Below are 26,753 nucleotides of genomic sequence, written 5' to 3' on the forward strand. Positions count from 1 at the left end.
TTGGGGGAGGAGGGGTGTTTAGGTGGTTTTCCTACTTCGGACTCGGGGTGTGGGGAACAAGGGGGACGCACGGGCCCTCTGGGGGAGAAACGGGCGGAGGTGGGACGGGTCCCTCCCCCCCCCCCCCCGCCGTCGGCCGTCTTCCGAGCGGGCTCCGCCCGGCCCCCGCTCAGTGCGCGGCGGCCGTCCCGTCGTACAGGACGATCAGCGGCACCGTGCGGTCCAGCGGGCAGCCCAGGTGCACCCGCTCGCCCGCGACCTCGGCCACGGCGGGGTGCGCGTGCCCGGGGCAGGGCGGGAACGGGGTCCCGCGGAACAGGAACTCCTGGACGGTGTCGATGACCCGGTCCGCGATCCACCAGGCCAGCATCACCGGCTCCTCGGTGTCCACGGCGTAGGCCCGCAGCCGTTCGCCGTCCACGGTCACGTCGAGGGGAAGGGTCTCGCGGTCCCGCAGGGCGACGAGAGGGGTGAGCGCGACCTCGCGGCCGAGGGCGGTGCTCAGCCCCCGGGCCACGGACGCGGCTATGGACTCGAACATGACGGGATGGTCCCACAAGGGCCCCCGGCCCGCCGCGCATTCGGGTGCGCAGGACCCGCACGTGCGCATCTGCCCCGCGCAAGGGCGGCCCGGCGCACGAACCCGCCGGCCCTGTCGTTATGATCCGGCCATCATTCGATGCTCGGCAGCATCCTGCGAGCAGCTCCGCATCGTGCGTGCCCATCCGCACCTTGCGCCACCCGCATTCGCGCACATCCATGGGGGAGCCAGTGCGTCCGTCTTCTTCCTTCCGGCGCAAGCCGCGTGCCGTCCGCCGTGCGCTGACGGTCCTCGCCACCGCCGGTCTGGCCGCCGGGGCGCTCAGTGCGCCCGCCCAGGCCGCGAGCGGCTACGACCGCTGCCCCTACGGCAGCCTCTGCCTCTTCACCGGCCCGGTCGGCCAGGGCGACATGCTCGTGGTCAAGAGCGGCCGGCTCACCCTCGGGTCCTGGGACAACCGGATCAGCTCCTTCGCCAACTACACGGACGACCCGGTGTGCTTCCACCAGGAGCCCGGCCTCGGCGACCCGCTGAAGGCCACCCACTTCTACCCAAGCCAGAGGTCCTTCGACGAGACCTCCTCGCCCGAGTTCGACAACACGGTCAGCTCCTTCGACCTGGGCCCCGAGTCCGACTGGTTCTGCGGCTCCGAAAGCCGCTACCCGCTCGTCCTGTGGGACGCCCCGGTCGCGAAGCGCCCCGACGCCCTGCCGGCCGAGGCCCGCTTCGGCGACCTGAACGGCGACGGCTGGTCCGACCTGGCCGCCCGCAACAAGTGGGGCCGGCTCTGGAGCGGCCACGCGTACAAGAGCGGCACCAAGGAGGGCCTGCTCGTCGGCGCCGGCTGGAACGCCATGACGAAGCTGACCCGGCACGGCGACGCCGACGGGGACGCGAAGGAGGACCTCTACGCCCGCGACTCCTCCGGCGTGCTGTGGTTCTACCCCGGCAACGGCAAGGGCGGCTTCGGCACCCGCGTGAAGATCGGGGCGGGCTGGAACACCATGGCGGACCTCGCCGCCGCGGGCGACCTGACCGGCGACGGCCGGGCCGACCTGCTGGCCCGGGACACCTCCGGCGTGCTGTGGACGTACCCCGGCAAGGGCACCGGCGCCTTCGGCAGCCGCATCAAGGTGGGCGCCGGCTGGCAGGTCGTGAACGAGCTCGTCGGCGCCGGCGACATGAACGCCGACCACCGCTCCGACCTGGTCGCCCGGGACACCTCCGGCCGCCTGTGGCTCTACCCCGGCAACGGCAAGGGCGCCTTCGCCGCCCGCAAGCTGATCGGCAGCGCCGGCTGGAACGGCCTGCAGGAGCTCACGGGCGCCGGCGACGTCACCGGCGACGGCCGCCCCGACCTCGTGGCGCACGACCCCAAGGAGAACAACCTGCGGGTCTACCCCGGGGCCGCCGGCGGCGCCCTGAAGGCCCCGGCCCTCCTGGCGTCCGCGCACGACGCCCACTTCGTCTTCTGATCCCCTCCCGCACAGGAGCCCGCTTCATGCCCGCAACCTTCCGCCCCCGCGCCCTCGCCCGGCGCGCGCTGGGTGCCGCGGTCGCCGTGACCGCCTCCCTGGCCACCCTCGTCACCACCGCCCCCGCGGCCTCGGCGGCCGATCCCTCGGACCGCTGCCCGGCCGGCAAGCTCTGCGTCTTCCAGTACCCGAACTTCCAGGGCGCGATGAAGACCCTGTCGGCGAGCGCGCCCTCGCTCACCGCCGACTGGAACGACAAGATCTCCTCGATCGTGAACAAGAGCGGCCTGTGGGCCACCTTCTACACGAAGCCGAACTACCTCACCGACCCGGACGTCCTCATCGTCTCGCCCCACAACGGCGCCATCGACCTGAGCGGCTCCTTCGACCGGGTCTTCGACAACAAGATCAGCTCCTACCGCGTGGCCACCACCGAGTACGAGGTGCTCCAGGGCGTCCCGTACATGGACTGGTACGTGCCCGACGAGGCGCGCCGGCCCGCCGGCCTGCCCGCGGCCGCCCAGTTCGGCGACCTGAACAACGACCGGCGGCCCGACCTGCTGGAGCGCGCGGACGACGGCCGGCTGTGGTTCCTCTCCGGCGCGGGGGACGCGAACCACGTCACCAAGGGACGGCTCGTCGGCGGCGGCTGGAACGCGATGACCCAGCTGGTCCGCCACGGCGACTACAACGGGGACGGCCGCGAGGACCTGTTCGCCCGGGACAAGTACGGCGTCCTGTGGTTCTACCCGGGCAACGGAGCCGGGGCGTTCGGCACCCGCGTGAAGATCGGCGCGGGCTGGAACACCATGCGCGAGATCAGCGCCGCCGGCGACCTCACCGGCGACGGCCGCCGCGACCTGCTGGCCCGCGACACCTCCGGCGTGCTGTGGACGTACCCCGGCAACGGCAAGGGTGCGTTCGGCACCCGCAAGAAGGTCGGCGCGGGCTGGAACGCCATGAACAAGCTGGCCTCGCCGGGGGACATGAACGGCGACGGCCGGTCGGACCTGCTCGCACGCGACACCAACCGGGCGCTGTGGCTCTACCCGGGCAACGGCGCCGGCGCGTTCGGCGCCCGCAAGAAGCTGCCGTACGGCTGGCCCTCCTCCGACCCGGTCATCGCCACGGGCGACGTGAACGGCGACGGGCACTCCGACGTGCTGCGGCCGATCGACTACCAGCTGTTCGTCTACCGCGGCAGCGGGACGGGCGGCATCAGCGGCCCGTGGGCCGACATGCTGTACGACCAGGCCGCGAACGTACGCCTGTTCTGAGGCTCACCCGCGCTGCACCGGCACTGCACCGGCGCCCGCCCCGGGCGCCGGTGCATACGCGTCAAATCCGGTCATTGCGGACGCCCTCAAGCGGCCTTGCCCGAAGGGTCATTGACCCCGCAGGCAAACTGGGCGTCACATTGCCCGGGGGGACGGCGAGTCGCCGTCGAATACCTGATAAACAGTGGATACTCACGGCCCGACCGGCCTGGTCCGTCTTGGGGGGAAAGCCGCACTGTGAAGCCTCTTCACCGTCACATTGTCAGCACTTCGCGCAAAGTGCTGTGCACTGCTGCGCTCGCGGCCAGCCTGACCACCGCCGCCGTCGTGGGCAACACCCCCACCGCCGGCGCCGGGGAGTCGGAGCCCACCGGCGACAGCCCGCAGGCCCAGGACCGCGGCAACGCCCGCCTGGACCTCCCCGACCTCGTCGCCGACCCGCCGCCCCCGCAGGGCGCCCCGCAGGGCTCCACCGGCATACCCGGCACCGCCCTCGACGCGTACCAGCGGGCGGCCAGCTCGGTGGCCGCGGCCCTCCCGGGCTGCCACCTGCCCTGGCAGCTGCTCGCCGGCATCGGCCGGGTGGAGTCCGTGCACGCCTCCGGCTACGGGCTCAAGGCCGACGGCACCACCGAGAAGCCGATCCGCGGCCCCCGCCTCGACGGCAACGGCTTCGCGAAGATCCTCGACACCGACAAGGGCGCGTGGGACGGGGACACCCAGTACGACCGCGCGGTGGGCCCGCTCCAGTTCATCCCGTCCACCTGGGCCCAGTGGGGCGCCGACGGGAACGGCGACGGCCAGCGCAACCCCAACAACATCTACGACGCGGCGCTCGGCGCGGGCCTGTACCTGTGCGCCGGAGACCGCGACCTGTCCCAGGCGGCGGCCCTCGACAAGGCCGTCCTGAGCTACAACAACTCCCGCGAGTACGTGAACACCGTGCTCGGCTGGATGCGCCAGTACCAGCAGGGCGCCGCCCAGGTCCCGAACCCGCCGGCCGTCCCGAACCCGGTGCCGCAGCCGCCCGGTCCGGTCCCGACCCCGAACCCGCCGGTCACCCCGCCCGTGCGGCCCCCGGTCGTACCGCCGCACAAGCCGGACAAGCCGGTCGTCCCGCCGGCCACCGTCTCCGGGCTGGAGCGGATCGGCGCGGGCACGCTCAAGGCGCAGGCGGGCAGCAGCTTCACGGCGGTGCCCAAGGTCAAGGCCAAGCTGAGCAACGGCAAGGCGGCCCCCCGCGAGGTCGTCGTCTTCGAGATCGAGGGCGACACCACGGGCACGGTCTTCGCGGGCACCGGCAAGACGCACGCGGTGGTCCGCACCGACGCCTCCGGCACCGCGGCCGCCCCGGTGCTCAAGGCCGGCGAGAAGGCCGGCGCGAAGCAGGGCTCCTTCACCCTGCGGGCCACCCTGTACGGCACCCGCGAGTTCACGGTGAAGTTCGCGGGCACCGTGACCCCGAAGCCGGTGGTCCCCGCGCCCAAGGCCGACACCGTCGCCCGCATCGGGGACACCCCGGTCGAGGCGGTCGCCGGCGGCGCCTTCGCCGAGCGGATCCGGCTGGCGGCCACGGCCAAGGGCAAGCCGGTCGCCGGCACCGCCGTCACGGCCACCATGGTCCGGCTGGACGAGAAGGGCCGGTGGGTCCCGGCCGAGACCGGACCGTTCTTCAAGGACAAGGACGGCAAGGAGCTGCGCACGCTGCTCCTCGCCCCGACCGGAGCCGACGGGAAGACCACCCTCCCGGAGATCTTCGCCTCGGACCGGCCCGGCACCTACCAGCTGCTGCTGACCACCCCGGAGAACGTGAAGCTCGTCCTCGACCTGGTCGTGAAGGAGAAGCCGGTCACCGAGCCGCCCGGCACCCCGGACGCGCCCACCACCGAGCCGCCCGCCACCCCGACCACGGAGCCGGTCAAGCCCTGACGCCGGCCCGTCCCGGCCCCTGAGCCCCTGCCGCGCGCGACCCGCCCGGCCGGGGCTCAGGCACGGGCGGGACGGGGCGCCGGGAACGCACGCAAAAAGCCGGGAACGCACGCAAAAGGCAGGGAACGCACGCAAAAGGCAGGAGCCCCGCCCCCCGCTCGCGCGGAAGGGGCAGGGCTCCTTGGGTACTGCACTTGAAGTACTGATGTTTCCGACCGCGATCCGGTCGGCCCGGGCAACTTAGACCGGGGTGACGTTCTCCGCCTGCGGACCCTTCGGGCCCTGCGTGACGTCGAAGTTCACGGTCTGGTTCTCCTCGAGGGAGCGGAAGCCAGACGCGTTGATCGCGGAGTAGTGGACGAAGACATCCGGGCCGCCGCCGTCCTGGGCGATGAAGCCGAAGCCCTTTTCAGCGTTGAACCACTTCACGGTTCCGGTAGCCATAAGCCCTCCTTGGGCCAAAGGGTTGCCCTGCTCCAGAACCTGCTGAGAAGTCTGAAAACTACAAAAGCCTGCGGGTTACATGCTCCGCAGGCTCTGTACTGCAAGGGAAACCAAACTGCAACTTGCGTCGAGCCTAGCACGCAGAGTGCAGAGGAGACCAGAGGGAAAGATCACGTCACTCGGACGTTTGAGACCCTCGGCGAGGCTGACGGCGGGCCGGGGGCTAGTCTCGCGATGTGGACGCCAATCGCAGCCGGCCCCGGGTCGGCCACATTCAGTTCCTGAACTGCCTGCCGCTCTACTGGGGCCTGGCCCGTACCGGCACCCTGCTGGACCTGGAGCTGACCAAGGACACCCCCGAGAAGCTCAGCGAGCGGCTCATCGCGGGGGAGCTGGACATGGGGCCGGTCACCCTCGTGGAGTTCCTGCGCAACGCAGACGACCTGGTGGCCTTCCCCGACATCGCGGTGGGCTGCGACGGCCCGGTCATGTCCTGCGTGATCGTCTCCCAGCGGCCCCTGGAGGACCTGGACCGGGCCCGCGTCGCCCTCGGCTCCACCTCTCGTACGTCCGTACGGCTGGCGCGGCTGCTCCTTGCCGAGCGGTACGGGGTGACCCCCGACTACTTCACCTGCCCGCCCGACCTCGGGCTGATGATGCAGGAGGCCGACGCCGCCGTGCTGATCGGCGACGCGGCCCTGCGGGCCTCCCTCCACGATGCCCCCCGCCTCGGCCTGGAGGTCCACGACCTGGGGCTCATGTGGAAGGAGTGGACCGGACTGCCCTTCGTCTTCGCCGTCTGGGCCGCCCGCAAGGACTACCTCGCCCGCGAGCCCGGGCTCGTCGCCAAGGTGCACGAGGCCTTCCTCGCCTCCCGCGACCTCTCCCTCGAAGAGGTCGCCAAGGTGGCCGAGCAGGCGGCCCGCTGGGAGGCCTTCGACGCCGGTCTGCTGGAGCGCTACTTCCGCACCCTCGACTTCCGCTTCGGCCCGGACCAGCTCGCCGGGGTCCGCGAGTTCGCCCGCCGGACCGGGGACACGACGGGCTTCCCGGCGGACGTCAGGGTCGAGATGCTGGCGCCGTAGGCCCCTCGGCCGACGGGGTCACCCCGCCGGTGACCGCCCAGGAGGGGCCGGATGGCTCGGTGCCGGGATCGGCCACCGGCGGCTGGAGCTGCTCGCTGACCCACTGCATGGTGCCCTCGCCCATGCCCCGGATGTACGTCTTCGCGTTGTGGCTGCCCCCCGGGATGACCTGGAGGCGTGTTTTCACCGGACCCCTGCCGAAATTCCCGATGAATTCCCGGAGATTCCGCATCCCGCTTTCCGTGGATCCGATCTGGAACGCGAGATAGACGTCCGGCCCGCCGCGGTCGATCAGCTGTGCGGCGAGCTCCGCCGGATTGTCCTGCGCCTGCTCCTCCTCGTACCCCTTCCACAACGGCGAGTCCGGAACCAGATCCGGACCCGAGGCGATCACCGCCTTGAATTGGTCCGGGTACTTCAGCACCGTCTTCAGGCCGACGAATCCGCCCGAGGAGGAGCCCATGAACGCCCAGCCGTCCCGGGAGCGGAAGGTGCGGAAATTGGCGCGGACGAAGTCGGGCACGTCCTCCGCCAGCCAGGTGCCCATCCGGGGCTGCCCGGGGATGTCGCTGCCGTCGTAGAAGTACTTGCCGTCCGGGTTCAGCACCGGCATCACCACCAGGAAGGGCAGGCTCGTGCCCTCCTGGGACCAGCGCGCGATGCTGCTCTGGAGCTTGAGCCCGGCGCCGATCCAGTAGTTCTTGGGGTAGCCGTGCCCGCCGGGCAGGGCGATCAGCACCGGGAACCCGCTCTTCGCGTACCGGGGCTCGAAGTACTGCTTCGGCGCCCACACCCACACCTTCCCCGTGAACCCCGACTTCGGGCCCGCCAGAGTGGTCACGGCGATCGCCGTGCCGTCTTCGAGGGTGCTCTCCTGGGTGAAGCGCGCCTTCGGTCCGGTGGGCAGCCGGGTCAGCCGCTCCGCCTCGGACTGCGGGCTGCCGGTGCCGGTGCCGGCAGCCGAGGCGGACCGGGCATCGGTGGCCACGGCGTGCGGGGCGTCGAAACTGACCGGGGCGCCGGAGCCGGAGCAGCCGGCCAGCAGGGCGCCGAGGACCGAGGCGGCCAGCGCGGTACGGGCCGCCGGGCGCGCGGATATGCGGGACGTGCGGTGTGCAGGGGTGGTGCGGTGCTTCATGTGGATCACCGTTGCACGGATCCGCCGCCGCCGCGCCACCGGCAGGACTAGGGTGCTGCCCCGGGACGGGGGCCGGACGGCGTTCACGGAAGACGACACAGGGGGCACGATGCAGCCGCTCGAAGCGGGAGACCCGCGCACCATCGGGGCGTACCGGCTGCTCGGCCGGCTCGGCGCCGGGGGCATGGGAGCGGTGTTCCTGGGCCGCAGCGCCGGCGGCCGGACCGTTGCCGTGAAGACGGTGCACCCGCACTTCGCGCAGGACCAGGAGTTCCGGGCCCGCTTCCGCCGCGAGGTCGCGGCCGCCCGCCGGGTCGGCGGGCAGTGGACGGCGCCGGTGCTGGACGCCGATCCCGAGGCGGCGGTGCCGTGGGTGGCCACCGGCTTCGTCGCGGGCACCTCCCTGGACCGGGCGCTGGCCGGGCACGGGCCGCTGCCCGAATCATCCGTACGGGCGATCGGGTGCGGGCTCGCCGAGGCCCTGGCGGCCGTGCACGCCCTGGGGCTGGTGCACCGGGACGTGAAGCCCTCGAACGTGATGCTCACCCTGGACGGGCCCCGGCTGATCGACTTCGGGATCGCCCGGGCCACCGATGGCACGGCCTCGCTGACGTCCACGGGGGTCTCGGTGGGCTCGCCCGGCTACATGGCCCCCGAGCAGATCCTCGGCAAGGGCACCACCGCGGCCGCCGACGTGTTCTCCCTGGGCGCGGTCCTGGTGTTCGCCGCGACCGGGCAGCCCCCGTTCACCGGGGACAACTCGGCCACCCTCCTCTACAAGGTGGTCCACGAGGAGCCGCACCTCGCCCCCGCCCTGACCGGGGACCTGCGCGCCCTGCTGCTGTCCTGCCTGGCCAAGAACCCGGCCGACCGGCCCGCCCCCGGCGAGCTCTCCGCGGCCCTGGCCCCCGGGGGCGCGGCCTCGCTCATCGAGCCGGGCTGGCTGCCCGCCCCGCTGGTCGCGGGCATCTCCAAGGCCGCGGTGCGGCTGCTCGACCTGGAGCCGGACCGGGCCCCGGCCGAGAGCCCCGCGCCCCCGGCGGGCTCCTCGTACGGGGTCCCGGGCGGGGGCCCGGGCGGCACCGGCGGCGGTTTCGGCCCGCCCGATCCTTCCTACGGGCAGCACGGGCAGGCCCGGCCGGGGCAGCCGTACGGCTCCGCCACCGGGCAGCCCTACGGTCCGGACACCGCCGGGGCCCTGGCCGGCCACCCCGCGACCGGCCCGGGCGGCGCCGCTGCGGGCGCCGCCGTGGCCGGTGCGGACACGGCCACCGGCAGCCGGCTCGCCGTGACCGCGACCGCAGGCCGCCGGGTCAGCTGCACCGTGGCCCTCGCCGTGGCCGCTGCGCTCGCCGCCGTCACCGCCGGCGGGCTCTACGCCACCGGCCTGTGGCCCGGCCGCGACCGCGGCTCGGCCCTGGCCGACGGGGGCAAGCAGAGCAGCACGCCCCCGCCCGGGGCGAGCGCACCCAGCCCGCGGCCCTCCGCCTCCGGCTCCGGCGACACCTCCGACCCCGGCCCCAAGGGGACCCGCCAGGACGTGCCGAAGGCCTTCCAGGGCACCTGGAAGGGCACCATCACCACCGCGAACCTGAACGTGTCCAGCGAGATGGAGATCGCCATCACCGGCGGCCGGGTCGGGCAGGTCGTGGGCAAGGACCGCGCGGTGCTCGACGTCCTGAACGCCGACTGCAGCGGGCAGTGGAAGCTGGTGTCGGCCACGGACACCGAGATCGTGCTCGACAGCAGGCGTACGGGCGCCAACCCGCACCCCGGCATCTGCGCCGACGGCAGCCCCGAGGAAACCTTCACCCTCAAGCCGGACGGCACCCTGCACTACGTGTCCGCCGACCAGGCCGCCGGAAAGCCGGTGGGCGACCTCAGCCGCAGCCGCTGACGGCCCGGCCGGGGCGCTGGCGTAGGCTGGCTCGGGGGCTGCGCCCCCTTTGTGGTCCATTCCGCACATCACGACCCCGCCGAAAGGTGACGCACCGGTGACCGACCAGGCCGCTCTCCAGTCTGTTCTCGACCGCGCGGCCGGAGGGGGCCGGATCTCCGCGGAGGAGGCCCTCGACCTCTACCGGCACGCCCCGCTGCACGCCCTGGGCTCCGCCGCGGACGCCGCGCGCCGCCTCCGGTACGCGGGCACCGAGCACATCGCCACGTACATCATCGAGCGGAACATCAACTACACGAACGTCTGCGTGACGGCGTGCAAGTTCTGCGCCTTCTACGCGGCCCCCAAGGACACCAAGAAGGGCTGGACCCGCGACCTCGACGACATCCTGCGCCGCTGCGCGGAGACCGTGGAGCTGGGCGGCACCCAGATCATGTTCCAGGGTGGCCACCACCCCGACTTCGGCGTCGAGTACTACGAGGAGCACTTCGCCGCCATCAAGAAGGAGTTCCCCCAGCTGGTCATCCACTCCCTCGGGGCCTCCGAGGTCGAGCACATGGCCCGCATCTCCGGGGTGAGCGCCGAGGAGGCGATCCGCCGGATCCACGCCGCCGGCCTGGACTCCTTCGCGGGCGCCGGCGCCGAGCTGCTCCCGGCGCGGCCGCGCAAGGCCATCGCCCCGCTCAAGGAGTCCGGCGAGCGCTGGCTGGAGATCATGGAGCTCGCCCACGGCCTGGGCGTGGAGTCCACCTCCACCATGCTCATGGGCACCGGCGAGACCAACGCCGAGCGGATCGAGCACATGCGGATGATCCGCGAGGTGCAGGACCGGACCGGGGGCTTCCGGGCCTTCATCCCGTACACCTACCAGCCCGAGAACAACCACCTCAAGGGCCGCACCCAGGCGACGATCTTCGAGTACCTGCGGACGATCGCCATCGCCCGCCTGTTCTTCGACAACGTCGCGCACATCCAGGGCTCCTGGCTGACCGTCGGCAAGGAGGCCGGCCAGCTCTCCCTGCACTACGGCGCCGACGACCTGGGCTCGATCATGCTGGAGGAGAACGTGGTCTCCTCGGCCGGTGCCAAGCACCGCTCGAACCGCCAGGAGATCATGGACCTGATCCGCAAGGCGGACCGCGTCCCGGCCCAGCGCGCCACCACGTACGAGCACCTGGTCGTGCACACCGACCCGGCCGAGGACCCGGTCGACGAGCGGGTGGTCTCGCACATCTCCTCGATCGCGATCGAGGGCGGCACCGCGCACCCGGAGCTCAAGCTCCTCGACGCCCGCTGAGCCCGCCGTGCTGACGCTGCACACCGCCCCGCTGCTGCTGCCGGTCGGATCCGCGCCGGTGCCGGACGGGGCGGTGCTCGTCGAGCACGACCGGATCGCCGCGATCGGCCCGCGCGCCGAACTGGAGTCCGTACGGCCCGAGGCCCGGGTCCGCTCCTGGCCCGGGGTGCTCACCCCCGGCCTGCGCCAGTGGCACGCCGTCTTCCTGCTGAAGCGCTGCTACCACCCGGACCCGCGGGAGGCCGACCTCCTGGGCACCGAGCCGCTGTTCGGGGACACCCTGGACACCCTGGACCTGAACCCCGCCCGCTGGTCGGGCAGCGTCCGCCGGGGCCTCCAGCAGATGCTCCGGTACGGCACCACCGCGGTGGCCGTCACCGCCGGGGACGAGCTGCTCTCCACGCCGGTGGCCCGCTCGGGGATGGAGGCCGCCTCCGTGGTCGGGGCCCCCGGGATACTCGTGGAGGGCCCCTCCCTCGACCCCTTCGTGGCCGGCGGCAGCCTCGCCGACACGGTGGCCCGTCCGCTGGAGGCGGGCGGGCGCGCCGACTTCGCCGTCTTCGACGTGCCGGACGAGCAGGCCTTGAAGGAGCAGGGCGCCGGGACCTGCGTGGCCACCGTCATCGCGGGGCGGCTGCTCTACCGCAGGCGCTGACCCCCGCTGCACCGCCGCAGGAGCCGGCTCCCGGCCCCGCGGCCCCGCCGGCCCGCCCGCCCGGGCCCGGACCGTCCGCCGCGGGCACCGCCGTGTGGTGCACGGCGAGCAGGCAGGCCTGGAGCCGGGAGACCCCGCCCAGCTTGGCGCGGATGTTCGCCACGTGGAACTTCGCGGTGCGGACCGTCAGGTGGAGGTGTGCGGCCAACTGGGCGTTGGTCGGACCGGTCGGCAGGCAGCGGAACACCGACAGCTCCTGGTCGGTGAGCCGGGGTATCCGGGCCAGGGCCCGGTGCAGCCGCTCGGCGTCGAGGGCGCCCGGCACCCACGCGCACGGTAAGCAGGGACGCTCCATCCAAACCCCCCGGGTCCGCGGAATCGTCCGGCCGGAGCCGGCCGGAGACGGCCGTCCGGCCGGCAGGCAGGCTACCCCGGGCCTCAGTACTCCAGGTAGGACGAGCTGATCGTGTTCCGGTACAGGGTGCTGGCGTTGCCGCGGTAGCCGGCCGGGAGGTAGCCCACGTACCCGCCCCGGTAGGCCTCGGTGTACACCGACCACTCGGCGGTGTCCCGGTTCAGGTAGGACTCCGTGTAGTCGTTCGTGGTGTGCTGGGCGCACGCCAGCGAGCCCTTGAAGTAGTTGTCCTTGAAGTTGGCGTCCGCGGTGTACAGGTCGAAGACCGCCCCGCCCTGGTTCTGGAGGCAGAACAGCCCGAACTCGCCGGGGTCGAGGATGCCGTCCTTGTCCACGGCCGCCGCCGCGGTTCCGGTGCCCGTGGCGAGTGCGGCGGCCAGTGCCAGACCGGCGGCGAGTGCGCGCAGACACGTTCTGTTCATCACGCGTGCCTTTCCGTGGGGAATCGGGCCGCCGATGAGTGGAACACCGGCACCACCCGTCACGCCACTGTCCTTCGGGCCAGTGTGCGGCGCCGGGGGCCACCGCCTCCGGGACGGGCCGGGACGGCCTGCCAGAATGGGGGCGGAATCCACCGCGACGTGCGGCCGGCCCGCGCCGCGGGCGCACCGCCGCACCCGACACCTGCGAGGCGAACGCCAGTGACCCGGGCCACCCTGGACAAGCAGCCGCACGAGGTCGCCTCCATGTTCGACGGAGTCGCGGCCAACTACGACCTCACCAACGACGTGCTGTCGCTGGGCCAGGCCCGGCTGTGGCGCAAGGAGGTCGCCAAGGCCGTGGCCGCCCGCCCCGGGCACAAGGTCCTCGACCTGGCTGCGGGCACCGCGACCTCCTCGCTGCCCTTCGCCGCGACCGGCGCGTACGTCGTCCCCTGCGACTTCTCCCTCGGCATGCTCCGCGAGGGCAAGCGGCGCAACCCGCACCTGCCGCTGACCGCCGGGGACGCCACGAAGCTGCCGTTCAAGGACGGGGTCTTCGACACCGTCACGATCTCCTTCGGCCTGCGCAACGTCCAGGACACCGACAGCGCCCTGCGCGAGCTGTACCGGGTGACCAAGCCCGGCGGCCAGGTCGTCATCTGCGAGTTCTCGCAGCCGGTCCGGGCCCCCTTCCGGACCGTCTACACCGAGTACCTGATGCGCGCCCTGCCGCCGGTGGCGCGGGCCGTGTCCTCCAACCCCGACGCGTACGTCTACCTCGCCGAGTCCATCCGCGCGTGGCCGGCCCAGCCGGAGCTCGCCGGACTGCTGCAGAAGGCCGGCTGGCAGCGCGTCGCCTGGCGCAACCTGACCGGCGGCATCGTCGCCCTGCACCGCGGGGTCAAGCCCGCCGGCCCGGCCGTCCCCGCCGCGTAGGGACCCGTACGCACGTGGACTACCAGGCCGTACTGGAACGCATCGCCGAGGACGTCGCCCCGCTGGTGGGCACCGGCACCCCGGCCGAGTACATCCCGGCGCTCGCCGGGGTGGACCCCGGCCGGTTCGGCATGGCCGTCGCCGACCTCGAAGGCAACGTCCACGGGGTGGGGGACTGGCGGGTGCCGTTCTCCGCCCAGTCCATCACCAAGGTGTTCACCCTGGCCCTGGTGCTGGCCCACGGCGGGGACAGCATCTGGGAGCGGGTGGGCCGGGAGCCCTCCGGCAACCCGTTCAACTCCCTGGTGCAGCTGGAGTACGAGAACGGCATCCCGCGCAACCCGTTCATCAACGCGGGCGCCCTCGTGGTCACCGACCGGCTCCAGGCCTGGACCGGGGACGCGAGCAGCGAACTCCTGGAGTTCCTGCGGCGCGAGAGCGGCAACCCGGACCTCGCCTTCAACACGGAGGTGGCGCAGTCCGAGGCCGCGCACGGCGACCGCAACGCCGCCCTCGCCCACTTCATGGCCTCCTACGGCAACATCACCGGCCCGGTGCCCGCCCTCCTCGACCACTACTTCTGGCAGTGCTCGATCGAGACCAGCTGCGCCGACCTCGCCCTGGCCGCCCGCTTCCTGGCCCGCCACGGCCTGCTCGCGGACGGCTCCCGGCTGCTCAGCCGCAGCGAGGCCAAGCAGGTCAACGCGGTGATGCTGACCTGCGGCACGTACGACGCGGCCGGGGACTTCGCGTACCGGGTGGGCCTGCCGGGCAAGAGCGGGGTCGGCGGCGGGATCGTGGCCGTCGTGCCCGGACGCTGCACGCTGTGCGTGTGGAGCCCCGGACTCGACGAGCGCGGCAACTCGGTGGCGGGGGTGGCGGCCCTCGACCGCTTCACCACGCTGACCGGCCTGTCGGTCTTCTGAGCGCGGCGGGGCTACGGCTGCGCGAGGGAGAGCGCGTAGCGGCGGCCCTTCGTGCCGGAGGCCGTGGTGAAGGACTCCGCCAACTCCATCCCCAGCCGCTCGGCCACCGCGATGGAACGGGCGTTGCGCTCGTCCACCATCGCCACCACTCTCGGTATCCCGGCCGCCCGCACCCGCTCCAGGGTCTCGCGGGCCGCGGCCGCCGCGTACCCCTTGCCCCAGTACGGGCGGGCCAGCCGCCAGCCGATCTCGATCTCGCCCACGGGACCCCAGTCGAGCGGCCAGGGCTGCGCCCCCGTGAACCCGATGACCTCGCCCTCCTCGTCGAGCAGGGTCCAGAAGCAGACACCCAGTTGCGCGTCGTGCATGCGCTGGCGCGCGCTGAACTCCTCGTAGACCGACACCTCGGCGGGCGCCCCGCCCTGGAACTCCATGACGTCGGGATCGGCGAAGATCCGGTGCCAGACGTACGCGTCCTCCTCGGTCGGGACGCGGAGCACGACGGTGGGGTACTGCTCGCTCATCGGTACAGCCCTTCGGGATCGTGATCACTCATCGCTGCATAGACTGCCCATGTCCTGTGCATTAGGCACCCCCTCTTGAGCCTCCGGGAGATCCCGCAGTGACCGAGCTCCTCTCCGAACACACCGCGGATGTGATCGTCGTCGGAGCCGGGCCCGCCGGCTCGACCACGGCGTACTACCTCGCCAAGGCCGGACTCGACGTCCTGCTGCTGGAGAAGACGGCCTTCCCGCGCGAGAAGGTGTGCGGCGACGGCCTGACCCCGCGCGCCACCAAGCAGCTCGTGGCGATGGGCATCGACATCTCCGAAGAGGCCGGCTGGCTGCGCAACAAGGGCCTGCGGATCATCGGCGGCGGGGTGCGCCTCCAGCTGGACTGGCCGGAACTCGCCTCGTTCCCGGACTACGGACTCGTCCGCAAGCGCGACGACTTCGACGAGCAGCTCGCCCGGCAGGCGCAGAAGGCCGGGGCCCGGCTGTACGAGCGCTGCAACGTCGGCGAGCCGATCCGCGACGAGCGCACCGGGCACATCACCGGCGTGCACGCCAAGCTCGGCGACGAGAAGAAGGCCGTCACCTTCCACGCCCCGCTGGTGGTCGCGGCCGACGGCAACTCCTCCCGGCTGTCCCTGGCGATGGGCCTGCACCGGCGCGAGGACCGGCCGATGGGCGTGGCCGTCCGCACGTACTTCGAGTCCCCGCGGCACGACGACGACTACCTGGAGTCCTGGCTGGAGCTGTGGGACCGGCGCGGCCCGCAGGACCGGCTGCTGCCCGGCTACGGCTGGATCTTCGGCATGGGCGACGGCACCTCCAACGTGGGCCTGGGCATCCTGAACTCCTCCTCCGCCTTCCGCGAGCTGGACTGGCGCGAGGTGCTGAAGGCCTGGTGCGCGTCCATGCCCGAGGACTGGGGCTACACCCCCGAGAACATGACCCAGCCGATCCGCGGCGCGGCCCTGCCGATGGCCTTCAACCGGCAGCCGCACTACACCAAGGGCCTGCTGCTGGTCGGCGACGCGGGCGGGCTCGTCAACCCGTTCAACGGCGAGGGCATCGCCTACGCGATGGAGTCCGGCCAGATCGCGGCCGACGTCATCGTCCAGGCCCACGCCCGGGCCACCCCGGCCCAGCGCGAACTCGCCCTGCACAGCTACCCGAAGGTCCTCAAGGAGACCTACGGCGGCTACTACACGCTGGGCCGCGCCTTCGTGAAGCTCATCGGCAACCCGAAGGTCATGAAGATCGCCGCCCAGCGCGGTCTGACGCACCCCGTCCTGATGAAGTTCACGCTGAAGATGCTGGCCAACCTGACGGATCCGACGGGTGGCGATGCGATGGACCGCATCATCAACGGCCTCAGCAAGGCGGCCCCCAAGGCCTGACCCCGGCTCGGGAAGGGGCGGGGTGGGGAGAAGGCCCCGCAGGGTCAGCGGCGGAGGGCCGCCGCCGGCTCGACCCGCCCCGCCCGCCACGCCGGGTACAGGCCCGCGACGAGGCCGGTCAGGAGACCGGCCGCGGGGGCCGCGGCCACGACCACCGGGTGCAGCACCGGCGTCCACCCGCGCCCCACCGCCACCCCCACCACCACCAGCACCCCCAAAGACGTCCCGACCACCCCGCCCAGCCCCCCCAACAGCCCCGACTCCGTCAGGAACTGCGCCGCCACGTGCCGCCCGCGCGCACCCAGCGCCCGCCGCAGCCCGATCTCCCCGGTCCGCTCCAGCACCGCCACCAGCGTCGTGTTGGCGATCCCGGCCGCGCCGATCACCAGGCAGATCCCGGCGAGCAGCAGGAACAGCGTCCCCAGGTCCGAAGAGACCCCGGCCCGCAGCCGCCGCGGATCCGGCGGGGGCACGGCCCGCAGGTGCTCGGGATGGTCCGGCCGCAGCGCCGGCGGCGCGAGCCGCGCGATCTGGCGGGCCGCACCCGGCTCGGTGGAGACCAGCATCCGGGCCGCACCGGGCCCCGGCGGCCCCCACAGCCCCTCCGCGGTGGCCCGCGGCACGAGCGCCGCGAGCAGGTTCTCCGGCTGGCGGCCCACGTCGTCGAGGATCCCGGCCACCGTGAACATCTCGCCGCCGATCCGCACGGCGGGCCGGGTCCCCAGCGTGGTGACCCCCAGCCGGGCCGCGGCCCCGCCGCCGAGCACCACCACCCGCTGCCGGGTCCGCTCGGCGAACCCGTCGTACAGCCGCCCCTGCCGCAGCCGCGGGGCCATCGCGAGCACCGCCTCGGGGGAGGCCGCCACCACGGCCAGGCCCGTACCGGCGGGGCCGGGACCGACCGGGGGCGCCGGGCGCACGGGCCAGTGCACCCCGGCGTGCTCGATGCCGGCGAGGGCCCGGATCCGGCGCTCCGCGTCGGCGGGGAAGGCGGGCGGGGCGAACGGGTCCTGCTGGGCGGCCACGTCCTCGACCGTCACCTCGGTGGCCGTCAGCACGCTGAACCGCCCGTCGATGCGCGCGGACAGCGTGGCGGTCAGCCCGAGCACCGCCACGAAGCTGCCCACCCCGAGCACCGTCCCGAGCGCGGTGAGCACCGCCCGCCCGGGCCGCCGCACCATCCCCGCGACCGCCTCCGAGAGCGCGTCCCGTACCGAGAGCCGGGTGGGCGCGGGCCTCATGCCTCCCGCCCTCGTTCGTGGAGCCGGCCGTCCCGGATCGTGACCGTGCGGCCGCCGAGGGCGGCCACCCCGGGGTCGTGGGTGATCACCAGGACCGTCATCCCGGCCGTGTGCAGCCCGCCGAGCAGGTCCAGTACGGAGGCGGCGCTCGCCGAGTCCAGGTTGCCGGTGGGTTCGTCGCACAGCAGCAGCGAGGGCCGGCCGACCAGGGCCCGGGCCACCGCCACCCGCTGGCGTTCGCCCCCCGACAGCTGCGCGGGCGGAGACTGCGCCCGGTGGCCGAGGCCGACCCGCTCCAGGGCCGTGCGGGCCCGGGCCCGCCGTTCGGCGGCGGGTACGCCGGTGTAGAGCAGGGCCAGTGCCACGTTCTCCAGCGCGCTGCGGTGCGGGAGGAGGTGGAAGGACTGGAACACGAACCCGATCCGCCGGCCGCGCAGTGCGGCCCGTTCCCGCTCGCGCAGCGCGCCGGTGTCGATGCCGTCGAGGAGGTACCGCCCGCGGGTGGGCACGTCGAGCAGGCCCGCCAGGTTGAGGAAGGTCGACTTCCCGGACCCCGAGGGCCCGACCACGGTCAGGAACTCCCCCCTCCGCACCGTCAGATCGCAGCCCCCGAGCGCCTCGACGGGCGGCGGCCCGGGATACGTGAACCCCACCCCCCGAAACTCCATGACCACGTCCGGCCCGTCCGGCCCGTCCGCCCGGCCGTCCACGGGCCCGTCCGCCGGGTCTTCCGCCGCAACGCCCGCCGGCCCGGAGTCCGCGTCCGCGCCCGGTGCCGCGCCCGGCGCCGAGGCCTGCGCGGCCCTCCGGAGCCACGGGCTCACCGCGGGTCCCCGGAGTCCCGAGCGGCCCCGCCCGCTCCGACCCCGCCCGCTCCGACGCCGTCAGCCCCGCCCGCGCCCGCGGACGGTCCCGCCGAGCCGGTGACCACGCGGGTGCCCTCGGCGAGGGTGCCGGGGCGCAGCGGGACCACCTCCACGTACCCGTCCCCGCTGGTGCCCGTACGGACCGCCACCCGGTGCTGGGTGCCGGCGGGGGTGACCGCGGTGACGGAGGTCTGCCCGTCGGCGCCCGCGGAGACCGCGGTGACCGGGACCACCAGGGCCGGGCCGGCCGTCGCGGCCGACTGGACCGTGAGCCGGACGTCCTGGCCGGCGAACCCGGCCGGCAGCGGGCGGTCCGGCCGGACCACCATCCGGTAGCCCAGCCGGGCCGGGCCCGCGGCCCCTTCGCGGCCGGGTTCGGCCGAGGGGGCCGCGGCCTCGGCCGGCTCCCCGGCGACCAGCAGCACCTTCGCCCGTACGTCCTGGCCGAGCACCTCGGACGAGACCACGGCCGGCTGCCCGGCCCGCAGCAGCCGCCGCCGGTCGGCCTCCAGCCAGGCCTCCACCACGAGTTCACCGGCCGACAGGGTCAGTACGGCTCCGGTCGCGGGCGCCCCGACCCGCGCCCCCACCGTGTTCACCCGCGCGGGGAACGAGCGCAGGAACACCGCCTCGGCGGCCGGCAGCATCGGCCCGTCGGCCGCCTCGGCCGCGGCCAGCCGGGCCCGCGCATCGGCAAGCGTCTGCCGCGCCCGCACCACCGCCCGCCCGGCCGCCGCCGTCCGCCCGCCCGCGGCCACCGCCCCGAGCCCGGCCACCGGCCCGCCGGAGCCCGCCGCCCCCGCCCGGCCGTACGCCTCACCACCCCCGCCGCCCGGCTTCCCGGCCCCGTCCCCACCGCCCGCGCCGCCGTCCGCTCCGCCGTCCGCTCCGCCGTCCGCTCCGCCCGTCGCCCCCGCCGACGTGCCCTCCGGGCCGCCCCCCTCGGGCCCGCCGCCGGACTTCGGCGTGCGCCGGGCCTCCCGTTCGGCGGACTCCGCGTCCTCCAGGGCCCACTGGGCGGAGCGCACCGCCTCGCGGGCCGTGCGTACGGACTCCCCGTCGTCCGGGACGGCGGGTACGGGGGGATAGCCGAGGGCGCGGTAGAGCGCGGTCAGCGCCGACTTCGTGCCGGGACCGAACACGCCCCGCCGGTCGGCCCCGGTGCCGTGGCCCAGTTCGCGCAGGGCGCGCTGGAGCTGGGCCACGTCCGCCCCGGCCGCCCCCGGCCGCAGGTCGCGGTAGCCGGGCAGCTCCCCGTGCAGGGCGAACACCGGCCGGCCGGAGACCTCGGCCAGCAGCCGGCCCGGGCGCACCCGGTCCCCGGCCTTCAGCGGCAGCCGCGTCACCACGGCGGCCCCGGCCCCGGCCCCGGCGGGCTGCGGGGCGGTCACCGCCACGCTCTGGTCGGCCACCACGGTCCCGCGCATCACCACCGTCTCGGCCAGCACCCGGCGTTCGACCGAGGCCAGCAGCACCCCCTGGGCGGGCGGCCCGGCCTCGGCCGCCAGCTGGGCCGGAGACTTCACCAGGGCGGTGGCCAGCAGCCCGCCCGCCGTCATCAGCGCGGCCCCGGCCACGACGCCGAGCACGACGCGCCTCCCGCGCGTGAGCGCATCCTTCGGCATGAACGCGCATCCTAGGAAGCGGTTTCCGGCCCGAACAAGTGATCTGCCAGCCAGGCCGGTTGTCTACTTGTGCACCCCCGGGCGGGGCCGTTGACTCCGGTTACCCGGATCCCCGACGGTGAGGAACGCGAAGTGGACGCACGGCCCCCGACCCCCGCCCCGCCCCGGCCCGCAGCCGTCCGCCGCCTGGCCGCGGCCGCATGTGCCGCCGCCCTCGCCGCCGCGGTCGCCGCCGGCTGCGCGCCCGGCGGCGGGGGCGCGGACCGCCCGGCCGAGCCGGCCCTCGGCGCCGTTCCGGTCAACCCGCCGACCGCCTCCCTCACCCTGCCGCTCGACGCGTACGAGGACTCCGACGAGGAGAAGGCCCGGCTGGAGGCGGCCCAGCAGCGCCTGACCGTCCGCTGCATGAGCCGGTTCGGCTTCGCGTACGCGCCCCCGGCCCCGCCCGCCCGTACCGGCGCCGGCCGGGCGGACCGGCACCGCCACCTCTTCGGCCTCGCCGACCCCGCGGAGGCCGCCGCGCACGGCTACGACCGGGACGCGGGCCGCCCGCGCCCGCCCCGGCCGCCCGAGCCCCCGCTCAGCGACAGCGCCCGTACCGTCCTCTACGGCGAACGGCCCGGCGGGCAGGGGCGGCAGACCGGCCCCGACCCGCGGACCGAGGAGGAGGCCGCGGCGGCGGACAGCGGGATCACGGTCGGCGGCCGCCGGGTGCCGCCCGGCGGCTGCCTGCGCGAGGGCTACCGGAAGCTGTACGCGCCCGAGAAGGACAGCGTGGACCTGCTGTTCGCCTTCGGGCTGGCCTCGGAGGCGCACACCCGGGCGCAGCGCGACTCGCGGGTGGCGGCGGTGCTCGCCCGGTGGTCGGCCTGCCTGGCCCGGGCCGGCTACCGGGGGGTGGACAGCCCGTACGAGGTGACGGCCCGGCTGGGCCTGGACGCCGACCCGGGCGGCCCCAGGGCGGTGGCGGTCGCGGTGCGGGACGTGGCCTGCAAGCGGGAGACCAACCTCGTGGGGGTGTGGGCGGCGGTGGAGACGGCGTACCAGCAGCGGCTGGTGGAGGAGCAGGCGGAGACCCTGGCCGCGTACCGGACCCAGCGCGCGGCCCGGCTCCGGCTGGCGGCGGAACTCTCCTGAGCGGGGCTCAGGCGCCGGGCGCGGACACGGCGGAGGGCCGGTACTCCACCCCCGAGCGGGGGAGTACCGGCCCTCGGCCGTGCTGGGGGCGCGGGCCCGGAGAGCGGGGAGCGCTCAGAGGATGCGGACGGCGCCGGAGGGGCGGTCCCAGTCCAGCGAGTGCTTGGCCACGCCCGCGGACGGGTTCTGCGCGCCGACGTACTGGCCGCCGCCGACGTAGATGGCGACGTGGTACGCGCTGCCGCGGCCGCCCCAGTAAAGGACGTCGCCGGGCTGGAGGTTGCTCAGCGAGACCGCTGTGCCGCGGGCCGACTGGTCCTGGGAGACGCGCGGCAGGGTGATGCCGGCCTGGCGGTACGCGGCCTGCACGAGGCCGGAGCAGTCGTACGCGGAGGGGCCGGTGGCGCCGCTGATGTAGGCCTTGCCGACCTGCGCCAGGGCGAAGTTGACGATGGAGGCGGCGGTGCCGCCGCCCTTGGAGGCGCGGGCCGCGCCGGAGTCGCTGCTGGCGGCGTCGTCGGCGGAGGAGGAGTTGCCGCCGCCGTTGCCGAGGGTGGTGCGGGCGGCGCTGCGGGAGGCGCGCTCGGCGTCCTTGCGGTCGGCCTCGGCCTTCGCGGCGGCCTGGGCCTCGGCTTCCGCCTTCTCCTTCGCGGCGGCCTTGGCCTTCTTCGCGTCGGCGGCGGCGGTCTTCTCGGCGCTCTGCTCCAGGGCGGCGAGCTCGGTGTCGAGCGCGCGGGCCTGGGCGGCGTCCGCGGACTGCGTGAGGGCGGAGGAGACGTCTGCCGCCAGGTCCAGGTTCAGGACCGGCATTTCGAGCGTCTCGGTCACGGGCTCGGACGGCGCGGCGCTCGCCGGCCCGGCCATCGCCAGGGTGCTGAGGACGCCACCGGCAACTCCGGCGCGGACCGCGAGCTTCGAGGCGCTGCGGCGGGGCTTCCGGTGGCTGGGTATGTGAGCGGTATGGGACATGAGAACAACCGCTATCAGGGGGTTGAGGTTCCCATCAAGAAACGTGGCTTGCGCCACAGTTGCGCTCAGATGGCTTGAACCGGGCGCGTCGCAGGTCTTATTGACGCCGTAACGGGCGAATCGGACAGGGGGTCACAAGGCTGTGATCATGGGGTTTCCGCAATAAGTCCGAATTGACCTGTGGCCTACCACCTGCCCCGGTCGTTGGCCAAGCCCGCTTTCGCCGTCGCGGAAACGACGTGGCGCAGGTCACAGCGACATCACGGGGAGCCGTCGATTCCGCCACCTTCCCTCCGGCGGCCTTCCAGGCGGCCTCCCGGGTGGCCCTCGGGGTGGCCTTCCGGACGGCCTCTCGGGCGGCGCGAAGATCGTGAACGCGCGCACGCGATCAAGGGGAGCGGACCTCTTCGGCCGGCCCCTCCGTCCGGCCGCCGACCCGCGCCCGCGGCCGCCCACCCCCGCCCGCCGCCGTCCACCCCCGTCCACCCGTCTCATCCGGTCGGGCGACGCCGGTTCCTTTATCACCGGCCCAGGTCTGTCGCAAATTTGCATGTAGTGGCCACTGTTTGATAGTGCGGAACTGCGTTCACCTGCGGTAACACCAGCGGATGTCACCTTTGGTGATCACATGTGTGCTTCACGTATGAAGATCACTGCTCATCTGACTTCATGATCGTTCGTCAGGTGGTGGAGATCACAAAGTCCTTGGCGTTACCCGTGTCGCAGATCACAGATGGACAGGCATAGGATGCGGGTCAGTCCGGCTTGTGAACTGCCTCACATGTGCACGATCTTCGCGAGGCGGGACATGCGCTGCCGGAGATCACGCGGTCCAACGGTCAAGGACGACTGGAAGGAGCGAGGAGCGTGAATGCCTACGCGCCCATCCTCGTGCTCGGCGCCCTCGGGGCAGGGTTTGCGATCTTTTCCGTGGTCATGGCCACGCTAATCGGTCCAAAGCGGTACAACCGGGCCAAGCTCGAGGCGTACGAGTGCGGCATCGAGCCCACTCCCACGCCGGCCGGCGGCGGCCGTTTCCCCATCAAGTACTACCTGACGGCGATGCTCTTCATCGTCTTCGACATCGAGATCGTCTTCCTCTACCCCTGGGCCGTCACCTTCGACGCCCTGGGGATCTTCGGGCTCGTCGAGATGCTGCTCTTCGTGCTCACCGTCTTCGTTGCCTACGCGTACGTGTGGCGGCGCGGCGGCCTGGAATGGGACTGAGGGGCTGGATTCCATGGGACTCGAAGAGAAGCTGCCGAGCGGCTTTCTGCTGACCACCGTCGAACAGGCCGCGGGCTGGGTGCGCAAGGCGTCGGTCTTCCCGGCCACTTTCGGCCTCGCCTGCTGCGCCATCGAGATGATGACCACCGGCGCCGGCCGCTACGACCTGGCCCGCTTCGGCATGGAGGTCTTCCGCGGATCCCCGCGCCAGGCCGACCTCATGATCGTGGCCGGCCGGGTCAGCCAGAAGATGGCGCCGGTGCTGCGGCAGGTCTACGACCAGATGCCCGAACCCAAGTGGGTCATCTCCATGGGCGTCTGCGCCTCCTCGGGCGGCATGTTCAACAACTACGCGATCGTCCAGGGCGTCGACCACATCGTGCCGGTCGACATCTACCTCCCCGGCTGCCCGCCCCGCCCCGAAATGCTGATGGACGCCATCATCAAGCTCCACCACAAGATCCAGTCCTCCAAGCTCGGCGTGAACCGGGAAGAGGCGGCCCGCGAGGCGGAGGAGGCGGCCCTCAAGGCGCTCCCCACCATCGAGATGAAGGGGCTCCTCCGGTGAGCGACACCCCTGCCGACAACAACGTCCCCGCCCCCCGCGGCGGCCGGGCCGGCGAGATCATCGGCGTCCGCAAGGGCATGTTCGGCGCCGAGAGCGGCGGCGACACCAGCGGCTACGGCGGCCTGGTCCGCACCGTGGCCCTGCCCGGCGCGGCCACCCGCCCGTACGGCTCCTACTTCGACGAGGTGGCCGACGAGCTCGAAGGGGCCCTGGAGGAACAGGGCCTGGTCCCCGAGAACGCGATCGAGAAGACGGTCGTCGACCGCGGGGAGCTCACCTTCCACATCGCCCGCGAGCACCTGGTCCGGGTGGCGTCCACCCTGCGCGACGATCCGGCGCTGCGCTTCGAGCTGTGCACCGGGGTCTCCGGCGTCCACTACCCCGGGGACAAGGGACGCGAGCTGCACGCCGTCTACCACCTGCGCTCGCTCACCCACGGCCGGCTGATCCGGCTGGAGGTCTCGGTCCCGGACGGGGACCCGCACCTGCCCTCCCTCGTCGGGGTCTACCCGACGAACGACTGGCACGAGCGCGAGGCCTACGACTTCTTCGGCCTGGTCTTCGAGGGCCACCCCGCCCTCACGCGGATCATGATGCCGGACGACTGGCAGGGCCACCCGCAGCGCAAGGACTACCCCCTCGGCGGCATCCCCGTCGAGTACAAGGGCGCCCAGATCCCGGCTCCCGACCAGCGGAGGTCGTACAGCTGATGTCCACTTCCCACCACGCGGCCTCCCGGGAGACCACCGAAGGCACCGTCTACACCGTCACCGGCGGGGACTGGGACGAGATCGTCCAGTCCGCGGTCAAGGCGGACGACGAGCGCATCGTCGTCAACATGGGCCCGCAGCACCCCTCCACCCACGGGGTGCTCCGCCTGATCCTGGAGATCGACGGCGAGACCGTCACCGAAGCCCGCTGCGGAATCGGTTACCTGCACACCGGCATCGAGAAGAACCTCGAATTCCGCAACTGGACGCAGGGCACCACCTTCGTGACGCGCATGGACTACCTGACGCCGTTCTTCAACGAGGCCGCCTACTGCCTCGGCGTCGAGAAGCTCCTCGGCATCACCGAGCAGATCCCGGACCGGGCCTCCGTCATCCGCGTCCTGCTCATGGAGCTCAACCGGCTCTCCTCCCACCTGGTGTGCATCGCCACCGGCGGCATGGAGCTGGGCGCGACCACGATCATGATCTACGGCTTCCGTGACCGCGAGCTGATCCTCGACATCTACGAGCTGATCACCGGCCTGCGCATGAACCACGCGTTCATCCGCCCCGGCGGCCTCGCCCAGGACCTGCCCCCGGGCGCCGTGGACCAGCTCCGCGACTTCGTGAAGACCATGAAGAAGAACCTGCCGGAGTACGACAAACTCGCCACCGGCAACCCGATCTTCAAGGCCCGCATGCAGGACGTCGGCTACCTCGACCTCGCCGGCTGCATGGCCCTGGGCGCCACCGGCCCCATCCTCCGCTCCGCCGGCCTGCCGCACGACCTGCGCAAGTCCGACCCGTACTGCGGCTACGAGACGTACGAGTTCGACGTGCCGACCGCCGACACCTGCGACTCGTACGGGCGGTTCCTGATCCGCCTGGAGGAGATGCGCCAGTCCCTGCGGATCGTCGAGCAGTGCCTGGAGCGGCTGGAGCCCGGCCCGGTCATGGTCGCCGACAAGAAGATCGCCTGGCCGGCGCAGCTCGCCCTGGGCCCCGACGGACTCGGCAACTCGCTCGACCACATCAAGAACATCATGGGCACCTCCATGGAGGCCCTCATCCACCACTTCAAGCTGGTGACCGAGGGCTTCCGGGTACCGGTCGGCCAGGCCTACGCGGCCGTCGAGTCCCCCAAGGGCGAGCTCGGCGTCCACGTCGTCTCCGACGGCGGCACCCGCCCCTTCCGGGTCCACTTCCGCGACCCGTCCTTCACCAACCTGCAGGCCATGGCCGCGATGTGCGAGGGCGGCCAGGTCGCCGACGTCATCGTCGCCGTCGCCTCCATCGACCCCGTGATGGGAGGCGTCGACCGATGACCGAGCAGATCAGCCTCGGGATGCCGCAGCTCCCCGCCCCCGAGTTCCCGGCCGAGGTCCGGGAGCGGCTGGCGGCGGACGCCAGGGAAGTCATCGCCCGCTACCCCGACAGCCGCTCCGCGCTGCTGCCGCTGCTGCACCTCGTGCAGTCGGAGGAGGGCCACGTCTCCCGCACCGGCATCCGCTTCTGCGCCGAGACCCTGGGCCTGACCACCGCCGAGGTCACCGCGGTCGCCACCTTCTACACCATGTACCGCCGCAAGCCCTCCGGCGAGTACCAGGTGGGCGTCTGCACCAACACCCTCTGCGCGGTCATGGGCGGGGACGCCATCTTCGACGAGCTCAAGCGGCACCTGGGCGTGGGCAACAACGAGACCACCGAGGACGGCAAGGTCACGCTGGAGCACATCGAGTGCAACGCGGCCTGCGACTTCGCCCCCGTCGTGATGGTCAACTGGGAGTTCTTCGACAACCAGACCCCCGAATCGGCCAAGGCGCTGGTGGACGACCTGCGGGCCGGCCGCCCCGTCGAGCCCACCCGCGGCGCGCCCCTGTGCACCTACAAGGAGACCGCGCGGATCCTCGCCGGCTTCCCCGACCCGCGCGCGGGCGCGGTCGAGGCGAGCGGCGGCGCGGGCCCCGCCTCCCTGGTGGGCCTGAAGATCGCCCGCGGCGAGACCCCGCACACGACCGTCGTCCACCCGAGGGGCGAGGCCGGCACCGAGGGAGGGGAGTGATGACG

The 26,753-nt window shown here is 73.2% G+C and carries 26 protein-coding genes; 16 read left to right on the forward strand and 10 right to left on the reverse strand.

All coding sequences use genetic code 11. The annotated features are described in order from the left end of the window. Nucleotides 1–169: 169 nt before the first annotated feature. Nucleotides 170–541, reverse strand: a complete 372-nt coding sequence (locus ACZ407_RS07070) for a hypothetical protein (RefSeq protein WP_468126188.1) — start codon at nt 539–541, stop codon at nt 170–172. A gap of 230 nt (nt 542–771) precedes the next feature. Here ACZ407_RS07070 and ACZ407_RS07075 point away from each other — a divergent pair, with 230 nt between their 5' ends. The 3 genes from ACZ407_RS07075 to ACZ407_RS07085 all read left to right on the forward strand — a co-directional run bounded on the left by ACZ407_RS07075 (nt 772) and on the right by ACZ407_RS07085 (nt 5,222). Beyond that, nucleotides 772–2,016 (forward strand): FG-GAP-like repeat-containing protein, encoded by a 1,245-nt coding sequence (locus tag ACZ407_RS07075; protein WP_468126190.1) that lies wholly within the window; start codon nt 772–774, stop codon nt 2,014–2,016. Between the two features lie 26 nt (nt 2,017–2,042). Continuing rightward, nucleotides 2,043–3,293, forward strand: a complete 1,251-nt coding sequence (locus tag ACZ407_RS07080; RefSeq protein ID WP_468126192.1) for an FG-GAP-like repeat-containing protein — start codon at nt 2,043–2,045, stop codon at nt 3,291–3,293. 279 nt (nt 3,294–3,572) lie between these two features. Beyond that, on the forward strand, nt 3,573–5,222 hold the full coding sequence (locus ACZ407_RS07085) for a lytic transglycosylase domain-containing protein (RefSeq protein WP_468126193.1): 1,650 nt from the start codon (nt 3,573–3,575) through the stop codon (nt 5,220–5,222). A gap of 240 nt (nt 5,223–5,462) precedes the next feature. On the opposite strand, the gene ACZ407_RS07090 is transcribed toward ACZ407_RS07085, so the two are convergent. Beyond that, nucleotides 5,463–5,666: a cold-shock protein gene (locus tag ACZ407_RS07090; RefSeq protein WP_019707740.1), complete on the reverse strand. Its 204-nt coding sequence runs from the start codon at nt 5,664–5,666 to the stop codon at nt 5,463–5,465. A gap of 236 nt (nt 5,667–5,902) precedes the next feature. Between ACZ407_RS07090 and ACZ407_RS07095 the strand changes: the two genes are divergently transcribed. Next, on the forward strand, nt 5,903–6,751 hold the full coding sequence (locus ACZ407_RS07095) for a menaquinone biosynthetic enzyme MqnA/MqnD family protein (RefSeq protein WP_468126194.1): 849 nt from the start codon (nt 5,903–5,905) through the stop codon (nt 6,749–6,751). Here the strand turns inward: ACZ407_RS07095 and ACZ407_RS07100 are convergent. Beyond that, entirely contained in the window at nt 6,726–7,889 is a 1,164-nt protein-coding gene (locus ACZ407_RS07100) for an alpha/beta hydrolase (RefSeq protein WP_468126195.1), read from the reverse strand. The genes ACZ407_RS07095 and ACZ407_RS07100 overlap by 26 nt on opposite strands. Before the next feature lie 109 nt (nt 7,890–7,998). On the opposite strand from ACZ407_RS07100, the gene ACZ407_RS07105 reads away from it, so the two are divergent. The 3 genes from ACZ407_RS07105 to ACZ407_RS07115 all read left to right on the forward strand — a co-directional run bounded on the left by ACZ407_RS07105 (nt 7,999) and on the right by ACZ407_RS07115 (nt 11,738). After that, nucleotides 7,999–9,786, forward strand: a complete 1,788-nt coding sequence (locus ACZ407_RS07105; protein ID WP_468126558.1) for a serine/threonine-protein kinase — start codon at nt 7,999–8,001, stop codon at nt 9,784–9,786. A gap of 97 nt (nt 9,787–9,883) precedes the next feature. Next, entirely contained in the window at nt 9,884–11,083 is a 1,200-nt protein-coding gene (gene mqnC / locus ACZ407_RS07110) for a cyclic dehypoxanthinyl futalosine synthase (protein WP_468126196.1), read from the forward strand. 7 nt (nt 11,084–11,090) lie between these two features. Continuing rightward, nucleotides 11,091–11,738, forward strand: coding sequence for an imidazolonepropionase-like domain-containing protein (locus tag ACZ407_RS07115; protein WP_468126198.1), 648 nt, complete (start codon nt 11,091–11,093; stop codon nt 11,736–11,738). Here the strand turns inward: ACZ407_RS07115 and ACZ407_RS07120 are convergent. Then, nucleotides 11,704–12,063 carry a response regulator transcription factor gene (locus ACZ407_RS07120; RefSeq protein ID WP_468126199.1) on the reverse strand — a complete coding sequence of 120 codons (360 nt, stop codon included), beginning with the start codon at nt 12,061–12,063 and terminating at the stop codon, nt 11,704–11,706. The two genes, ACZ407_RS07115 and ACZ407_RS07120, sit on opposite strands and share 35 nt — an antisense overlap. Nucleotides 12,064–12,176: 113 nt before the next feature. Beyond that, nucleotides 12,177–12,575, reverse strand: a complete 399-nt coding sequence (locus tag ACZ407_RS07125) for a hypothetical protein (RefSeq protein ID WP_468126200.1) — start codon at nt 12,573–12,575, stop codon at nt 12,177–12,179. A gap of 219 nt (nt 12,576–12,794) precedes the next feature. Between ACZ407_RS07125 and ACZ407_RS07130 the strand changes: the two genes are divergently transcribed. Together ACZ407_RS07130 and ACZ407_RS07135 are read left to right on the forward strand one after the other, a co-directional pair. Continuing rightward, nucleotides 12,795–13,511, forward strand: a complete 717-nt coding sequence (locus ACZ407_RS07130) for a demethylmenaquinone methyltransferase (protein WP_468126202.1) — start codon at nt 12,795–12,797, stop codon at nt 13,509–13,511. A gap of 14 nt (nt 13,512–13,525) precedes the next feature. Beyond that, nucleotides 13,526–14,437, forward strand: coding sequence for a glutaminase (locus ACZ407_RS07135; protein WP_468126204.1), 912 nt, complete (start codon nt 13,526–13,528; stop codon nt 14,435–14,437). An 11-nt stretch (nt 14,438–14,448) separates the two neighbouring features. Here the strand turns inward: ACZ407_RS07135 and ACZ407_RS07140 are convergent, their stop codons facing one another. Continuing rightward, on the reverse strand, nt 14,449–14,961 hold the full coding sequence (locus ACZ407_RS07140; protein WP_468126205.1) for a GNAT family N-acetyltransferase: 513 nt from the start codon (nt 14,959–14,961) through the stop codon (nt 14,449–14,451). 98 nt (nt 14,962–15,059) lie between these two features. Here ACZ407_RS07140 and ACZ407_RS07145 point away from each other — a divergent pair, with 98 nt between their 5' ends. After that, nucleotides 15,060–16,343 carry a geranylgeranyl reductase family protein gene (locus tag ACZ407_RS07145; RefSeq protein WP_468126206.1) on the forward strand — a complete coding sequence of 428 codons (1,284 nt, stop codon included), beginning with the start codon at nt 15,060–15,062 and terminating at the stop codon, nt 16,341–16,343. Nucleotides 16,344–16,387: 44 nt separating this feature from the next. Here the strand turns inward: ACZ407_RS07145 and ACZ407_RS07150 are convergent, their stop codons facing one another. The 3 genes from ACZ407_RS07150 to ACZ407_RS07160 form a co-directional block, all read right to left on the reverse strand. Beyond that, nucleotides 16,388–17,584, reverse strand: a complete 1,197-nt coding sequence (locus tag ACZ407_RS07150; RefSeq protein ID WP_468126208.1) for an ABC transporter permease — start codon at nt 17,582–17,584, stop codon at nt 16,388–16,390. Next, nucleotides 17,581–18,252 (reverse strand): ABC transporter ATP-binding protein, encoded by a 672-nt coding sequence (locus ACZ407_RS07155; RefSeq protein ID WP_468126560.1) that lies wholly within the window; start codon nt 18,250–18,252, stop codon nt 17,581–17,583. The genes ACZ407_RS07150 and ACZ407_RS07155 overlap by 4 nt, the downstream gene beginning before the upstream one ends. Before the next feature lie 152 nt (nt 18,253–18,404). Then, nucleotides 18,405–20,075: an efflux RND transporter periplasmic adaptor subunit gene (locus tag ACZ407_RS07160; protein WP_468126210.1), complete on the reverse strand. Its 1,671-nt coding sequence runs from the start codon at nt 20,073–20,075 to the stop codon at nt 18,405–18,407. A gap of 132 nt (nt 20,076–20,207) precedes the next feature. Here ACZ407_RS07160 and ACZ407_RS07165 point away from each other — a divergent pair, with 132 nt between their 5' ends. Next, the gene (locus ACZ407_RS07165) at nt 20,208–21,212 is read left to right on the forward strand and encodes a hypothetical protein (protein WP_468126211.1); all 1,005 of its coding nucleotides are present in this window, start codon (nt 20,208–20,210) and stop codon (nt 21,210–21,212) included. A 114-nt stretch (nt 21,213–21,326) separates the two neighbouring features. On the opposite strand, the gene ACZ407_RS07170 is transcribed toward ACZ407_RS07165, so the two are convergent. Continuing rightward, a complete protein-coding gene (locus ACZ407_RS07170; protein WP_468126212.1) occupies nt 21,327–22,181 on the reverse strand; it encodes a C40 family peptidase in 855 nt (284 codons plus the stop codon). Between the two features lie 867 nt (nt 22,182–23,048). Here ACZ407_RS07170 and ACZ407_RS07175 point away from each other — a divergent pair. From ACZ407_RS07175 to nuoE, 5 genes are read left to right on the forward strand one after another with little or no spacing between them, the layout of a single operon-like run. After that, nucleotides 23,049–23,408: an NADH-quinone oxidoreductase subunit A gene (locus tag ACZ407_RS07175; protein WP_003992243.1), complete on the forward strand. Its 360-nt coding sequence runs from the start codon at nt 23,049–23,051 to the stop codon at nt 23,406–23,408. 13 nt (nt 23,409–23,421) lie between these two features. Further along, nucleotides 23,422–23,976, forward strand: a complete 555-nt coding sequence (locus tag ACZ407_RS07180) for a NuoB/complex I 20 kDa subunit family protein (RefSeq protein ID WP_226737740.1) — start codon at nt 23,422–23,424, stop codon at nt 23,974–23,976. Then, nucleotides 23,973–24,686: an NADH-quinone oxidoreductase subunit C gene (locus ACZ407_RS07185; protein WP_468126214.1), complete on the forward strand. Its 714-nt coding sequence runs from the start codon at nt 23,973–23,975 to the stop codon at nt 24,684–24,686. The genes ACZ407_RS07180 and ACZ407_RS07185 overlap by 4 nt, the downstream gene beginning before the upstream one ends. Continuing rightward, nucleotides 24,686–26,011 carry an NADH-quinone oxidoreductase subunit D gene (locus ACZ407_RS07190; protein ID WP_468126216.1) on the forward strand — a complete coding sequence of 442 codons (1,326 nt, stop codon included), beginning with the start codon at nt 24,686–24,688 and terminating at the stop codon, nt 26,009–26,011. Before ACZ407_RS07185 ends, ACZ407_RS07190 begins: the two co-directional genes overlap by 1 nt. Beyond that, the gene (nuoE, locus tag ACZ407_RS07195; RefSeq protein ID WP_468126217.1) at nt 26,008–26,748 is read left to right on the forward strand and encodes an NADH-quinone oxidoreductase subunit NuoE; all 741 of its coding nucleotides are present in this window, start codon (nt 26,008–26,010) and stop codon (nt 26,746–26,748) included. The genes ACZ407_RS07190 and nuoE overlap by 4 nt, the downstream gene beginning before the upstream one ends. Nucleotides 26,749–26,753 lie beyond the last annotated feature (5 nt).

The sequence above is a fragment of the Streptomyces sp. NPDC030809 genome (assembly GCF_055572195.1).